Raw genomic sequence first — 15,826 nt, 5'->3', positions numbered from 1 at the left:
AGTTGCAAGCCGGGGGCATATTCTCCGGTATCCTGCCGTTAATTGGAATTGATTAAAGGCAAAAAAACAGTTTTTAACCTCATCGTTTTGCTGATTCACCCCCTAAAGCCCGCCTTTCCCCTTCTGCGCATATCCAAATCAAAAATTGAGATTTAAAAAACGCCCCCTTTTGCTGTTAGCTTTAAAACACTAAACAAACATTATTTTAACATTGATAACTTTTAGCTATAAGGAGCGGCAATGCGCGTTATATCACTGGCAGGTAGCCCACGAATTCCGTCACGTTCGGCAGCACTTCTCAACCTGAGCCAACACTGGCTGCAACAGCAGGGCGTGGAAGTGATCGCTTACACCTTGCACGACTTCAAGGCGGACGATCTGCTGTATGCCAACTTTAACAGTCCTGATATCAAAGCCTTTGCCGCCCAGCTCGCGCTGGCTGACGGCTTGCTGATTGCCACGCCGGTGTATAAAGCCTCATTTTCTGGCGCACTGAAAACCTTACTCGATCTGCTGCCAGAGCGAGCGCTGGACCACAAAGTGGTTTTACCGCTGGCCACCGGCGGTTCCGTTGGCCACATGTTGGCGGTGGATTACGCTTTGAAACCGGTACTGGCAGCGCTGAAAGCCCAAGAGGTGCTGCACGGCGTTTTTGCCGATGACAGCCAGATCCTGCTTAACGGTGAGCAGGTCACCCTGTCTGACACGGTCTCTGCGCGTTTGGAAGAGGCGCTGGAAAGCTTCTATCTGGCGCTGGGCCGCCGCAAACCGCCTGCGTTAAAGCTCGCTGCTTCCCTGTTAGCCCAGCAGTCCGCCTGAAGATAAATAGGAAACTATGATGAAGCGATTCTCAACTCTCCGCCGCTGGTTCAATACGGGCGCGCTGTCTGCCATGTTTGCTCTGGCGATCGCCAATGCTGCCAGCGCGCAGGAGAATGCCCCAGCGCAGTTCCGCATTGGCTATCAGAAGGGTTCCGTCAGCCTGGTGCTGGCAAAAACTCACCAACTGCTGGAACAACGTTTCCCTGGCACCAAAATCAGTTGGATCGAATTCCCGGCAGGCCCGCAGATGCTTGAAGCGCTGAACGTCGGCAGTATCGATTTGGGCAGCACCGGCGATATCCCGCCTATTTTTGCTCAGGCCGCCGGAGCCGATCTGCTGTATGTCGGCGTAGAACCGCCAAAACCGCAAGCGGAAGTGATCCTGGTGCCAGAAAACAGCCCGATTCACAGCGTCGCCGAGCTGAAAGGGCATAAGGTCGCCTTTCAAAAAGGGTCCAGTTCTCACAACCTGCTGCTACGTGCCTTGCAGCGGGATGGCCTGACGTTTACCGATATCAAACCAATTTACCTGACGCCTGCCGACGCTCGCGCGGCCTTCCAGCAGGGTAACGTCGATGCCTGGGCGATCTGGGATCCCTACTATTCCGCCGCGTTGCTGCAAGGTGGCGTCCGGGTGTTGACCGATGGCAGACAATTGAACCAAACCGGCTCGTTCTATCTGGCCGCTCGCCCCTATGCCGAAGCCAATGGTCCGTTTATCCAGAAAGTGCTGGATACCCTGACGCAGGCCGATGCGTTAACCCGTAGCGATCGGGCAGAAAGCGTCACGCTGCTGGCGAATGCGATGGGACTACCGGAACCGGTGATTGCCTCTTATCTGGATCATCGCCCCATTACCGCGATCAAACCGCTGGATACGAAAACTATTGCCGCCCAGCAGCAGACCGCCGACCTGTTCTTCGGCAACCGGCTGGTGCCGGTCAAGGTGGACATTTCTCAACGCGTTTGGCACCCAAACTCACAATAAGCAGGAGCACATCATTATGAGTATCAACGTATTCTGGTTTTTACCTACCCATGGAGATGGTCACTATCTAGGCAGTGCTGAAGGCGCTCGCAGGGTCGATTACAGTTACCTGCAACAAATTGCCCAAGCGGCCGATCGGCTTGGGTTTGGCGGGGTGCTGATCCCCACCGGTCGTTCCTGTGAAGATTCCTGGCTGGTGGCGGCTTCGTTAATCCCGATCACACAACGGTTGAAGTTCCTGGTGGCGCTGCGCCCAGGCATCATTTCGCCGACGGTGGCAGCACGGCAGGCCGCAACGCTGGATCGGCTTTCCAATGGCCGCACGCTGTTCAATCTGGTTACCGGTGGTGATCCAGAAGAGCTGGCCGCCGAGGGGTTGCACCTGAATCACGCGGAACGTTACGAAGCCTCTACCGAATTTACCCACGTGTGGCGCAAGGTGCTGGAGGGTGAAACGGTTGATTTCGCCGGTAAGCACATTAACGTGAAAGGGGCCAAGCTGCTGTTCCCGCCGGTACAGCAGCCACGCCCTCCCCTTTACTTCGGTGGTTCTTCCGCAGCCGCGCAAGATCTGGCCGCTGAACAGGTCGAGCTGTATCTGACCTGGGGGGAAACTCCGGAACAGGTGAAGGAAAAAATCGAGGAAGTGCGTGCCAAAGCGGCAGCCGTTGGGCGCAAAGTCCGCTTCGGCATTCGTCTGCACGTGATCGTCCGCGAAACCACCGAAGAAGCCTGGCGCGCGGCCGATCGTCTGATCTCTCATCTGGATGACCAAACCATTGCCGATGCGCAAAAGGCTTTTGCACGCTTCGACTCGGTGGGCCAACAGCGGATGGCAGCACTGCACGGCGGCAGGAAAGACAATCTGGAAATCAGCCCCAACCTGTGGGCCGGTGTCGGGCTGGTGCGCGGCGGTGCGGGTACTGCTTTGGTGGGCGATGGCCCAACGGTGGCGCAGCGTATACAGGAATACGCCGAACTGGGTATCGATACCTTCGTGCTCTCCGGCTATCCGCACCTTGAAGAAGCCTATCGGGTTGGCGAACTGCTGTTCCCGCATCTGGATCTGGTGAAAAACGAACCACCTGCACAGCTGCAGGCGATCAAACCGCAGGGGGAAACGGTCGCCAATATTTATTCACCACAAAAAGTGGCTCAAAGCTAAGGAGCACCATGATGGCAATCGGCACACAGCGTTTCCTGCAACGGCTGGCTCCTTGGGTTTTGCCGGTAGTACTGGTGGTGATCTGGCAGGCAGCCGTTGAGGCCGGTTGGCTGTCAAATCGTATCCTGCCCGCCCCCAGCGCGGTTATCACCGCTTTTTGGACGCTGACCAAAAGCGGTGAACTGTGGCAACACCTGACGATCAGCAGTTGGCGTGCGCTGATTGGCTTTAGCATCGGCGGCAGCATCGGGCTGGTGCTGGGGTTTATCACCGGGTTATCGCGCTGGGGCGAACGCCTGCTCGACAGCTCGGTTCAGATGATCCGCAACGTGCCTCATCTGGCACTGATCCCGCTGGTGATCTTGTGGTTCGGCATTGATGAATCGGCCAAAATTTTTCTGGTGGCCTTGGGTACTTTGTTCCCGATCTACTTGAATACTTACCACGGCATCAAGAATCTCGATCGCGGCCTGCTGGAGATGGCGCGCAGCTACGGCCTGAGTGGTTTTCGCTTGTTCAGCCAAGTGGTGCTGCCTGGCGCATTGCCTTCGATCATGGTCGGTGTGCGCTTCGCCCTTGGCTTTATGTGGCTGACGCTGATCGTCGCTGAAACCATTTCAGCCAATTCCGGCATCGGTTATCTGGCGATGAACGCTCGTGAATTCCTGCAAACCGATGTCGTGGTGGTGGCGATCGTGCTGTATGCCCTGCTTGGCAAACTGGCCGATGCCAGCGCGCAACTGCTCGAACGTATCTGGCTGCGCTGGCACCCGGCCTATCAACTGAAATCAGGAGAAGCGTGATGACGACTCCCACTCGCATTCCACAAGGCATTCCGGTCACCCTGGAATCCATCGCCAAACACTATGGCAATCGCACCGTGCTGGATAACCTGCAACTGCGCATCACCGCGGGTCAGTTTGTCGCCGTGGTGGGCCGCAGCGGCTGTGGCAAAAGCACCCTATTGCGCCTGTTGGCCGGTTTGGAAACCGCCAATGGTGGCGCACTGCTGGCCGGTGGTGCGCCGCTCAGCAGTGCCAAAGACGATACGCGTTTGATGTTTCAGGACGCCCGCTTGCTGCCGTGGAAAAAGGTCATCGATAACGTCGGGCTTGGTCTGCGCGGTAACTGGCGTGATGACGCGTTACAAGCATTAACCACCGTCGGGCTGGCCGATCGCGCTAACGACTGGCCAGCGGCGCTATCCGGCGGGCAAAAACAGCGTGTCGCGTTGGCTCGGGCGCTGATTCATCGCCCTCGCCTATTGCTGTTGGATGAACCGCTGGGAGCACTGGACGCGTTAACCCGTATTGAGATGCAGGGGTTGATCGAACGCCTGTGGCAACAACAGGGTTTCACCGTGCTGCTGGTGACGCATGACGTCAGTGAAGCCATTGCGTTGGCCGATCGGGTACTGCTGATCGAGGAAGGGCAAGTCGGGTTGGATTTGGCCATCGATTTGCCACGGCCGCGCCGTAAAGGTTCGGCAAGGCTGGCTGAACTGGAAGCCGAAGTGTTGGAGAGGGTGTTATCGCCACCGCAGACGCTGGAAACAGTGCGCCGGGTGGCAACACATTAAATCGCAGGGACGGCACAGACCGTCCCTGCTTCTTTTAGGCGGCTAACGCCTTGGTGATCTTCTCATACAGATCGCCAGACAGGTTTTCCAACCCTTTCAACTGCTCCAGCGCGCTGCGCATCAACGCCTGACGGGAAGCATCATAACGTTTCAGGCGGATCAGCGGTTCGATCAACCGGGCAGCCACCTGTGGGTTACGCTGGTTGAGATCGCTGAGGATCTCAACCAGGAACTGATACCCACTGCCATCTGCGGCGTGGAATGCCGCAGGATTGGCAGACGCGAAACCCCCAATCAGTGAACGGGTACGGTTCGGGTTACCGAGGCTGAATGAGCGATGTTGCAGCAGACCGCGCACCTTGGTCAGCACATCAGCCGCCGGGCTGGTGGCCTGTAGTACAAACCATTTGTCCATCACCAGGCCATCCTGATGCCAGCGCTCATCAAACTCGGCCATCAACGCATCGCGGCACGGTAACTGCGCACCCACCGCAGCGGAAAGGGCCGCCAGCGAGTCGGTCATATTGTCCGCCTGCTGGAACTGCTTCAGCACCAGTTGATTAGCCTGCTCTGCATCACCAAAGGCCAGATAGCTGAGGCATACATTACGCAACGAACGCTTGGCAATGTCACGGTGCTCAACGCGGTAACCGTCGGTTTTGTTGGCGCGATACACCGCCAGCCATTCATCGGCCATTTCCTGTGCCAAGCAGCGAGTGATCGCGTCGTGCACCGCCGCGATCGCTTCTGGATCGATCGTCGAGAACAGTTCGGCAATCTCGTTTTCTGAAGGCAGCGTCAGGATCTGTGCCGCCAGGGCCGGATCCAGTTTTTCATCCAACAGCACCGCCCGGAACGCATCGGCAACATGCAGCGGCAAGGTCAACGGCTGTTTCTGCTGATACTTGGCCACGTTGAGTTTGATATAGGTGGCCAGCAGGCTTTGTGCGGCATCCCAGCGGGCAAATTCATTGCGCGCGTGTTGCATCAGGAAAGTCAGTTGCTGATCGCTGTATGGATAGTCCAGTTTCACCGGGGCAGAGAATTCACGCAGCAGCGAAGGCACTGGCTGATGCGCAACCCCATCAAACACAAAGGTCTGTTCCGCTTCGGTCACATTCAGCACGTTGTTTACCGGCGCACCGCCTTTCTGCAAGGCGATAACGTTGCCTTCGCCATCGTACAGTTCAATATCCAGCGGAATATGCAGCGGCAGCTTTTCTGGCTGATCCGCCGTTGGCGCGGTTTTCTGGCTGACGTGCAGACGGTATTGCTGATGTTCAGCGTCATACTCATCGCGCACCGTCAGCAGTGGCGTACCCGATTGGCTGTACCAGCGGCGGAACAGGGAAAGATCGACGTTAGAGGCATCTTCCATTGCCTGCACAAAGTCATCGCAGGTTGCCGCACTGCCATCGTGACGCTCAAAGTACAGTTGCATCCCCGCCTGGAACTGCTGTTCACCCAGCAGGGTGTGCATCATGCGGATCACTTCAGAACCTTTTTCGTACACCGTCAGGGTGTAGAAGTTGTTCATTTCGATCACTTTGTCCGGCCGAATGGCGTGCGCCATCGGGCTGGCATCCTCGGCAAACTGTGCGCCGCGCATCACGCGCACGTTGTCGATGCGGTTAACCGAGCGGGAACCGAGATCTGAACTGAACTCCTGATCGCGGAACACCGTCAGCCCCTCTTTCAGGCTGAGCTGGAACCAGTCGCGGCAGGTCACGCGATTCCCCGTCCAGTTATGGAAATATTCGTGACCAATCACCGCTTCAATATTCAGGTAATCTTTGTCGGTGGCCGTTTCGGCCTTCGCCAGCACATACTTCGAGTTAAAGATATTTAACCCTTTGTTTTCCATCGCACCCATGTTGAAGAAATCCACGGCCACGATCATATAGATGTCTAGATCGTATTCCAGGCCAAAACGGGTTTCGTCCCACTTCATCGAGTTTTTCAGCGAGGTCATCGCCCAATCGGCACGATCCAGATTACCGCGATCCACAAACAGCTCCAGCGCAACGTTGCGCCCGGAGCGCGTGGTGAAGCTATCGCGCAGCACATCGAAATCCCCCGCTACCAGAGCAAACAGGTAGCTAGGTTTAGGGAACGGATCCTGCCATTGCACCCAGTGGCGGCCATCTGCAAGCTCGCCCTCGCCCATTCGGTTACCGTTGGAGAGCAGGAAAGGATAGCGCGCTTTATCTGCCACAATACGGGTGGTGAAACGAGCCAGAACATCTGGGCGATCAAGATAATAGGTAATGTGGCGGAACCCTTCGGCTTCACACTGGGTACACAGCGCCTCACCGGACAGGTATAACCCTTCCAGCGCGGTGTTTTTTGCCGGATGGATATCGTTGACGATGGTCAGGGTAAATTGTGCTGGCAGCTGTTCGATAACCAGTTGGTTATCCTGTTGGTGATAGCTGCTCCATGGCTGGCCATCAATCTGGATACTTACCAGCGTCAGATCTTCACCGTTGAGGATTAACGGTGCTCCTGCTGCCCCTTGGCGCTTGACCTGGCTGATGGCGGTGACGCGCGTGTTCTCCGCGTCCAGCTCGAAATCCAAATCGATGTCGGTAATGGTGTAATCAGGTGCGCGATAATCGTGGCGAAACTTCGCCTGTGGCTGTTGTGTCATAGAAACCCTTTGACGTTTCAGTAAGTTGCAGGTATTGGCCGTCATCACGTCATACTGCTCTTGAGTTCGTTAGATGGCGTTGTTCTTCGACGGCCCGAGTGTAAATAAACTGTACCACAGCCACGAAAAAAGCCCAGAGATGGCCGCTTTAGCGAAAAAAATAGGGGCGCGGCCCACTGGCCTACCACAATATTACTGCAGCGAGACAGTCAGCTCGATGTTATAATTCGACTCTCATCTTGCAGGAGAAACGGATTAGCATGAAAGTAAAATATCTGATCTATTTCTTCACTTTTGCTTTAACGTTTTCTTTTGCCATGTTTATTTCCAATGGGCTGATGGAAGCGCATAACAGTTATCTCCAAAGCCAGGAGAATCTGTATAAAATCCATAGAGCCAAAGAAGTTTCAGCCGCGTTTCAGGCCACATTGCGTGCGCACCGCTCAAAAAGATTAAGCCTGGTGAATAAAGAGATTAGCGAAGCACAATGGCAAGATGATGATGCTCAGGCGCGTAAAAAAATAGCGATTGTCAAATCACATATCGGCAGTGAGCATTCTCAACGGCTGGGGATCCAGCAGAAATTTGCCCTGCTTTCTATCGTCGACCTGATGGAAAAATTGTTGGATAACGACTCCCGCCAGATTTCCCTGATCAATGAAGCCAACACCAACCTGTTCAATATCAACAGCGCCTACTATATCGGCCAGACCACTAAGACCTTTTACCGCTATACCTATGATACTCGGATGATCACCGCCGATTCATTTCTGTTTCTGGAAGCTATTCGTCTCAATAACCGCCTGAATATGACCCTGGCCGAATTGATGGACCAAATCATTGACATCAATCTGGATGGCCGGGAACAGAAAAAACCCTATCTGAAGGCGATCCAGCTGACGGGAGCCCTTAGAGCCCTCGACACCCGCTTGGTGTTTATGAAGTTGGCCTATGGCGATCCACAAATCGCAGAGCTGGTGGATGGCATACTGCAGAACATCTCCAGCGATAAAATCAACAGTATCTCGGAAGACTTGTATCAGGCGATGACTCATAGCACTGGCTATAACTCAGACTTTATTTATCAGTATGTCAAAGAGCTGAGCCAACTTTCGCAACAGTTATATCAGCGCAGTTTTGAACTGGAAATTGCTGCCTCTGAAGCCAAAATATACGATAGTCAAACCGCTATTTACGGCATGATTTCGCTCGGCTGGCTGATCGCTTTGTTCATTCTGTTGCCCTCGCTGATATTTTGTTCAAATATCAGCCGCTGGCTGACCAAAACGCATAATAATATTCTGCGCCTGTCACGGGGTGAGATGAATATTGATAACAACGAGGCGTTTTACAGCAAAGAACTGATCGCTATCAGCGATGCCATTACGCAACTCAAACAATATCACCAGGAAAAAATTGCGCTGGAGAATGAGAAACATCAACTCATAAAAGAGCTTGAAGCCACATCGTTCCTCGACCCGCTGACCAATATTTATAACCGCCGCAAATTCTTCCTCGAATGCGAATTATTGGCTGCCAGCAGTTATCCGCACGCCTTTTGCCTGATCGATATCGATAACTTCAAACGGCTTAATGATACTTATGGCCACGACATCGGCGATCGGGTGCTGGTGATGTTCGCACAATTGCTGCGCAACACCTTCCGCTCCAGTGATATCTTCTGCCGTTACGGCGGGGAAGAGTTCGCCGTACTGCTCAACCACTGTACATTGGAAAATGCCCGCAGCATCATGGAAAAAGTTCGGGATCAAACCAGCGAACTCAGCCTGGAACTGCCCAATAGCAAAAGAGTACGTTTTACCATCAGCTGTGGCATCGCACCGGTCAGCCACCTCCAGGAACTGCACCCGGCGATAAAACAGGCTGACGAAGCGCTGTATTTCTGTAAAAAAAGCGGCAAGAACAAGGTCAGTATCTATACGCCAAGTGGGTTTATCTGAATCTGTGTTTAAAATAATTAACATTATAATTTTTATCATTAAATAGACTAAGTCGCCCAGCTTATTGGATTCCCTGGCTTTTCTGACCGGTCACGAAACCGCAACCTGATAAAGGCACGTTTAATCCTCGACCCGTTCCCGCCATTTGTGGTGTGATGAGGCTTCAATAACAGGATAATCCAGGTATACTCCCCCCACTTTTATGGTGTTCCGGACTTAGATACGCGCCTGACGAGGATGCTGTTACGCGATATGACTCTATACGCTTCCCCGATTTTAACCTCATTGCTTGATACCGATGCCTACAAGCTTCATATGCAGCAAGCAGTGTTCCACCGCTACCCCGCGATTACCGTGGCGGCGGAGTTTCGTTGCCGTGGTGACGAGTTGCTGGGCGATTATGCCGACGAGATCCGCACTCAGGTTGCTTTGATGAGCAAACTGGCGCTGACAGAGGATGAATTTCAGTATCTTTCCGGTTTACCCTTCTTCCAGCAAGATTACCTGAACTGGCTGCGTAACTTCTGTTATGACCCCCAACAGGTCACCATCGATAATCACAATGGCCAGCTACAGATCCGTATCGCCGGGCCATGGCTCGAGGTGATTATGTGGGAAGTGCCTCTGCTCGCCGTGATCAGCGAGGTTGTACATCGCCATCGTTCACCACAGGTGACGCCAGAGATGGCCGTGAATCAGTTGCGCAGTAAGTTGGCGCAGTTCAAGCACATGGCGAGAGATATCGATATCTCTCGCTTCAAGCTGATGGATTTCGGCACCCGCCGCCGTTTTTCCCATGATGTGCAGCACGCCATCGTCAGCACGCTGAAAAGTGAGTTCCCTTATCTGGTCGGTACCAGTAACTACGATCTGGCTCATCAGTTAGCTTTAGCGCCGGTCGGCACGCAGGCCCATGAATGGTTCCAGGCGCACCAGCAGATCAGCCCGGAGCTTGCCAATAGCCAGCGCGCAGCGTTACAGGCCTGGTTGGATGAATATCCCGATCAGTTAGGCATTGCGCTCACCGACTGCATCACCATGGATGCTTTCCTGCGCGATTTCGACCCGCAGTTTGCCCAGCCTTACCAAGGATTGCGCCATGACTCTGGCGATCCCTTCGAATGGGGAGAGAAAGCCATCGCTCATTATCAGGAGTTGGGCATAAATCCGCTGAGCAAGACGTTGGTGTTTTCAGACAATCTGGATCTGGATAAAGCCCTGGCGCTCTATCGCCACTTTGATCGGCGTATCAATCTGGTGTTCGGCATCGGCACACGCCTGACCTGCGATATTCCCGGTGTCAAACCGCTAAATATTGTGATCAAGCTGGTTGAGTGCAACGGCAGGCCGGTGGCGAAACTTTCCGATAGCCCAGGCAAAACCATCTGCCAGGATCAAGCGTTTGTAAAAGCCTTGCGCAAAGCCTTCGATCTGCCACTGGTGAAAAAAGCCAGTTGAAATACGAGCCGGCTGAATAATTGATGCCGGCTTATCTTTCTTTCCTTTATATACCTGCAATATCCTGCCCTCCTTTTTTAGCTGCCCGCAAGAAATGTTGCTCCATTCTGGTGATTTCTACTTGTGCTCTGCAACGCGGCAAGTAACATAGCAACATCCCCAAATTCTTGGGTTGTTCGATATTTCTGAACCAAAACTTATAAAGAGAGAAATCTATGAGCGTAGTGCCTGTAGTCGACGTACTGCAAGGTCGTGCTGCGGTTGACAGTGAAGTCACCGTACGCGGTTGGGTACGTACCCGGAGAGATTCTAAAGCTGGTATCTCCTTCCTCGCCGTTTATGACGGCTCCTGCTTTGATCCGTTACAGGCCGTCGTTAATAATTCTCTGCCGAATTATCAGGATGAAGTTCTGCATCTGACTACCGGTTGTTCTGTTGAGATCACCGGGAACGTGGTTGCCTCCCCGGGTGAAGGCCAGAGCTTCGAGCTGCAAGCAACGGCGATTAAGGTGGTTGGCTGGGTTGACGATCCAGATACCTATCCGATGGCGGCCAAGCGCCACAGCATTGAATACCTGCGAGAAGTGGCCCACCTGCGCCCGCGTACCAACCTGATCGGTGCCGTTGCCCGCGTACGCCACACTCTGGCGCAGGCTATTCACCGTTTCTTCCATGAGAATGGCTATTTCTGGGTGTCTACCCCACTGATTACCGCTTCTGATACCGAAGGTGCCGGTGAAATGTTCCGCGTTTCTACGCTGGACATGGAAAACCTGCCGCGCACCGACAAAGGCGAAATCGACTTCAGCCAGGATTTCTTCGGCAAAGAAGCGTTTCTGACCGTATCTGGCCAGTTGAACGGCGAAACTTACGCCTGTGCGCTATCAAAGGTGTACACCTTTGGCCCAACCTTCCGCGCAGAAAACTCCAATACCAGCCGCCACCTGGCTGAATTCTGGATGATCGAACCTGAAGTGGCTTTCGCCACCCTGGATGACGTTGCGGGCTTGGCCGAGAGTATGCTGAAGTATGTCTTCCAAGCCGTCCTGAATGAACGTGCTGACGATATGCAGTTCTTTGCCGAGCGTGTAGATAAAGACGCAGTTGAGCGCCTGAAGCGTTTTGTTTCTTCTGATTTCGCCCAGGTGGACTACACCGAAGCGGTTGAAATTCTGATCGCTTCCGGCCAAACCTTCGAGAACCCGGTATCCTGGGGGATCGACCTTTCTTCTGAGCACGAACGCTATCTGGCCGAGAAGCATTTCAAAGCGCCAGTGGTAGTGAAGAACTACCCGAAAGATATCAAAGCCTTCTATATGCGTATGAACGAAGATGGCAAAACCGTGGCTGCGATGGACGTTCTGGCCCCAGGCATCGGTGAAATCATTGGTGGTTCACAACGTGAAGAACGCCTTAATGTGCTGGATCAGCGCCTGGAGGAAATGGGGCTGAATAAAGAAGATTACTGGTGGTATCGCGATCTGCGTCGCTACGGCACCGTGCCGCACTCTGGTTTTGGCTTGGGTTTTGAGCGTTTAATCGCTTATGTGACCGGCGTGCAAAACGTACGTGATGTGATCCCATTCCCTCGTACACCACGTAACGCAAGCTTCTAGTTAATCCGAGCAGACGTTTTTCAACCTATTTCTGTACACTTTTAAGGCCAGCATTGCTGGCCTTTCGTGTTTTTTATTCTTGATCTAGGTCACAAAGTTCCCTTAAATTTACATTTTGTAACACATAGTTTCTTTTTGAAACCTGATTGCGACATTAGTAGCATTTTCGTTCTAGATTAACCCGCCCGTGAATGGAACACTGCGTTCAGACACAGGACGACACCAAACTATCAACAATAGTTCCAAAAGAATTATTGGCGGCAGTGGCAAGGTGTCCGAATAACACTAATGAGGGTAATAATGATGAAACGCAACATTCTTGCAGTAGTAATCCCAGCTCTGTTAGCAGCTGGTGCAGCAAACGCAGCAGAAATCTACAACAAAGACGGCAACAAGCTGGATTTGTATGGTAAAGCTGTTGGCCTGCATTACTTTTCAAACGAAGACAACGCCAACAATAGTGACAACAATGGCGACAAGTCCTACGCTCGTCTTGGCTTCAAAGGTGAAACCCAGATCAATAGCGAACTGACCGGTTACGGCCAGTGGGAATACAACTTCTCAGCTAGCAACAGCGAAGGTAAAGATGCCCAAGATGGCAACAAAACCCGTCTGGGCTTTGCTGGCCTGAAATTCGCTGATTACGGTTCATTCGACTACGGCCGTAACTACGGCGTAGCGTATGACATTGGTGGTTGGACCGATATGCTGCCTGAGTTTGGTGGCGATACCTACACCTTCACTGATAACTTCATGAACGCACGTGCTACAGGCGTAGCGACCTACCGTAACAAGAACTTCTTCGGTACAGTTGATGGTTGGGACTTCGCGCTGCAGTATCAGGGTAAAAATGATCGCGAAGGCGAACTCAAAAGAGCTAACGGTGACGGCGTAGGCGTTTCTACTACCTATGCAATCATGGATACCGGTGTCAGCGTCGGCGCAGCCTACACTTCTTCTAACCGTACTATTAAGCAGAAAGATGCGGTTCTGTCTAATGCTGGTGGCGACAAAGCTGAAATTTGGGCTCTGGGTGCCAAGTACGACGCGAACAACGTCTACTTTGCTACCATGTATTCTGAAACTCACAACATGACTCCATACGGCAGTAGCAGCATTGCTAACAAAGCCCGTAACTATGAAGTGGTTGCACAATACCAGTTCGATTTCGGTCTGCGTCCTTCTATCGCTTACCTGCAGTCTAAAGGCAAAGACCTGAACACCTCATACGGCAACAACAAAGACCTGGTTAAGTATGTTGATGTCGGTGCTACTTACTACTTCAACAAAAACATGTCTACCTATGTTGATTACAAAATCAACCTGCTGAATGAAAACGACTCAGGCTTCTACAACGCTAACGGCATTGCTACCGACAACATCGTAGCTACTGGTCTGGTTTACCAGTTCTAAGTTGTTGCGCTTAATGGCAGTCTATTGCCAGATGAGTTAAAAACAGGGCTTCGGCCCTGTTTTTATTTACGTTGCCCTACCGCTTTTTATCCTGTTAATGCTCCCTTCTCCGTCATTTTTTGTGCTGAATCTGCCGCCATCACAAGATCGATGTGTTTTTCTCGCAAACGGTTGGCAAAGCCGATAACTGGCGCTACCCTGATGCTTCTGTCTGCTTAACTCTAGGCCATGGAAGCAATCTGACATGTTTGAAAAAATCACCGCTGCACCTGCCGACCCGATTCTGGGTCTGACCGATATTTTCCGCGCGGACGCCCGTCCGAACAAAATCAACTTAGGGATTGGCGTCTATAAAGACGAAACCGGTAAAACACCGGTACTGGCCAGCGTGAAGAAAGCTGAACAGTACCTGCTGGAAAATGAGACCACCAAAAACTACTTGGGTATCGAAGGTATCCCTGAGTTTGCTAGCTGCACACAAGAGTTATTATTCGGCAAACAAAGCCCGATCATTGCCAGCAAGCGTGCGCGCACCGCGCAAACACCAGGTGGTACTGGTGCCCTGCGTGTCGCAGCAGATTTTATTGCCAACCAAACCAGCGCCAAACGTATCTGGATCAGCAACCCAACTTGGCCTAACCATAAAAATGTGTTCGGCGCTGTTGGCCTGGAAGTATTGGAATATGACTATTATGACGCCGCCAACCACGCGCTGGACTTTGATGGCCTGCTCAATAGCCTGAAACGTGCAGAGGCTGGTGATGTGGTGTTGTTCCACGGTTGCTGCCATAACCCAACCGGCATCGATCCAACCGAAGCGCAATGGGCACAACTGGCGGAACTCTCTGTCGCCAAGGGTTGGTTGCCGCTGTTCGACTTCGCCTACCAAGGTTTTGCCAAAGGTCTGGAAGAAGACGCGCAAGGTCTGCGTATTTTTGCGGCCAAGCATCAGGAACTGATTGTTGCCAGTTCTTATTCGAAGAACTTCGGCCTGTACAACGAACGTGTTGGTGCCTGTACCGTGGTCGCAGCCGACGCAGACACTGCCGATCGCGCATTCAGTCAGGTTAAAGCCGCGATCCGCGCTAACTACTCCAACCCACCGTCACACGGCGCAGCCGTGGTTGCCACTATTTTGGGTAACGAAGCATTGCGTGCTACTTGGGAACAGGAACTGACCGACATGCGCCAGCGCATTCACCGTATGCGTCAGCTGTTCGTGAATACCCTGCAAGAGAAAGGCGCGAAGCAAGACTTCAGCTTTATCATCAACCAAAATGGCATGTTCTCTTTCAGTGGATTAACCAAAGAGCAGGTTCTGCGCTTGCGTGATGAGTTCGGTGTTTATGCCGTTAACTCTGGCCGCGTTAACGTAGCGGGCATGACGCCAGACAATATGGCACCGCTGTGCGAAGCCATTGTTGCCGTGCTTTAAGCTGAAAACTCAGCATTAAAAAGGGGCGCACTGCGCCCCTTTGCTATTATATTGCTGCCAGGAAGATTCCGCTTACCAGACAGCAGGCTCTTCACGCAGGAAAGGGTTGGTTTGGCGCTCTTGCCCAAAGGTGGACATTGGTCCATGCCCGGGAATAAACGCGATATCATCACCCTGAGGCAGTAGCTTGGTGCGAATCGAGTTAATCAGCGTCTGATGGTCACCACGCGGGAAATCACTTCGACCTACGCCACCGCTAAACAATACGTCGCCCACCAGTGCCAGACGTGCCTTGTCATTAATAAAAACGACATGACCCGGTGTATGACCAGGGCAATGCAGAACACCCAGCGATAATTCCCCCACCTGCACAGTATCCCCTTCCTCCAACCATTGCGTCGGCGTAAAGGCTGCACATTCTGCCAAGCCGAACATGCGGCTCTGAGCAGGCAAACCTTCGAGCCAGAAGGCATCTTCTTTATTTGGCCCCAAGATCGGCACCTGATAATACTCAGCCAATTCAGCCGCCGCACCAACGTGATCGAGATGGCCATGCGTAAGCAGAATCTGGCTAATCTTCACGCCTTTTCTCGCCACTTCCGCTTTCAATTTTTCTGGCTCACCGCCAGGATCAACCAAAGCGGCCTGTTGCGTTTTGTCACACCAGATCAGAGTACAGTTTTGGCTGAACGCCGTTACGGGAATAATATGGTATTTCATAAAGCTCCAACGACAAAAG

At 52.8% G+C, this 15,826-nt stretch carries 12 protein-coding genes; 10 read left to right on the top strand and 2 right to left on the bottom strand.

Annotation, left to right across the window (positions count from 1 at the left end; all coding sequences use genetic code 11):
* The first annotated feature begins 240 nt into the window (after positions 1-240).
* The 5 genes from ssuE to ssuB are packed head-to-tail and all read left to right on the top strand — an operon-like array spanning position 241 to position 4,554.
* Positions 241-819 (top strand): NADPH-dependent FMN reductase, encoded by a 579-nt coding sequence (gene ssuE, locus ACX1CU_RS08860; protein WP_459402196.1) that lies wholly within the window; start codon positions 241-243, stop codon positions 817-819.
* A 19-nt stretch (positions 820-838) separates the two neighbouring features.
* Positions 839-1,810 carry an aliphatic sulfonate ABC transporter substrate-binding protein gene (locus ACX1CU_RS08855; protein WP_459402760.1) on the top strand — a complete coding sequence of 324 codons (972 nt, stop codon included), beginning with the start codon at positions 839-841 and terminating at the stop codon, positions 1,808-1,810.
* 16 nt (positions 1,811-1,826) lie between these two features.
* Positions 1,827-2,975 carry an FMNH2-dependent alkanesulfonate monooxygenase gene (gene ssuD / locus ACX1CU_RS08850; protein ID WP_459402195.1) on the top strand — a complete coding sequence of 383 codons (1,149 nt, stop codon included), beginning with the start codon at positions 1,827-1,829 and terminating at the stop codon, positions 2,973-2,975.
* An 11-nt stretch (positions 2,976-2,986) separates the two neighbouring features.
* Positions 2,987-3,778: an aliphatic sulfonate ABC transporter permease SsuC gene (gene ssuC, locus ACX1CU_RS08845; protein ID WP_459402759.1), complete on the top strand. Its 792-nt coding sequence runs from the start codon at positions 2,987-2,989 to the stop codon at positions 3,776-3,778.
* Complete coding sequence (gene ssuB / locus ACX1CU_RS08840; RefSeq protein ID WP_459402194.1) at positions 3,778-4,554, top strand: aliphatic sulfonates ABC transporter ATP-binding protein; 777 nt, start codon at positions 3,778-3,780, stop codon at positions 4,552-4,554. The genes ssuC and ssuB overlap by 1 nt, the downstream gene beginning before the upstream one ends.
* 34 nt (positions 4,555-4,588) lie before the next feature.
* On the opposite strand, the gene pepN is transcribed toward ssuB, so the two are convergent.
* Positions 4,589-7,204, bottom strand: a complete 2,616-nt coding sequence (gene pepN, locus ACX1CU_RS08835; RefSeq protein WP_459402193.1) for an aminopeptidase N — start codon at positions 7,202-7,204, stop codon at positions 4,589-4,591.
* 260 nt (positions 7,205-7,464) lie between these two features.
* Between pepN and ACX1CU_RS08830 the strand changes: the two genes are divergently transcribed.
* From ACX1CU_RS08830 to ACX1CU_RS08810, 5 genes are all read left to right on the top strand, one after another.
* Entirely contained in the window at positions 7,465-9,165 is a 1,701-nt protein-coding gene (locus ACX1CU_RS08830; protein WP_459402192.1) for a GGDEF domain-containing protein, read from the top strand.
* Between the two features lie 252 nt (positions 9,166-9,417).
* Complete coding sequence (gene pncB / locus ACX1CU_RS08825; RefSeq protein ID WP_459402191.1) at positions 9,418-10,623, top strand: nicotinate phosphoribosyltransferase; 1,206 nt, start codon at positions 9,418-9,420, stop codon at positions 10,621-10,623.
* A gap of 215 nt (positions 10,624-10,838) precedes the next feature.
* The gene (gene asnS / locus ACX1CU_RS08820) at positions 10,839-12,239 is read left to right on the top strand and encodes an asparagine--tRNA ligase (protein ID WP_459402190.1); all 1,401 of its coding nucleotides are present in this window, start codon (positions 10,839-10,841) and stop codon (positions 12,237-12,239) included.
* A 300-nt stretch (positions 12,240-12,539) separates the two neighbouring features.
* The gene (gene ompC / locus ACX1CU_RS08815; RefSeq protein ID WP_459402758.1) at positions 12,540-13,652 is read left to right on the top strand and encodes a porin OmpC; all 1,113 of its coding nucleotides are present in this window, start codon (positions 12,540-12,542) and stop codon (positions 13,650-13,652) included.
* 244 nt (positions 13,653-13,896) lie between these two features.
* Complete coding sequence (locus ACX1CU_RS08810) at positions 13,897-15,087, top strand: amino acid aminotransferase (RefSeq protein ID WP_459402189.1); 1,191 nt, start codon at positions 13,897-13,899, stop codon at positions 15,085-15,087.
* Between the two features lie 72 nt (positions 15,088-15,159).
* On the opposite strand, the gene ACX1CU_RS08805 is transcribed toward ACX1CU_RS08810, so the two are convergent.
* Positions 15,160-15,807, bottom strand: a complete 648-nt coding sequence (locus ACX1CU_RS08805) for an MBL fold metallo-hydrolase (RefSeq protein ID WP_459402188.1) — start codon at positions 15,805-15,807, stop codon at positions 15,160-15,162.
* Between the last annotated feature and the right edge of the window lie 19 nt (positions 15,808-15,826).

This window comes from Serratia sp. D1N4 (assembly GCF_054552755.1).
This window is presented reverse-complemented; position numbering and strand designations above follow the sequence as displayed.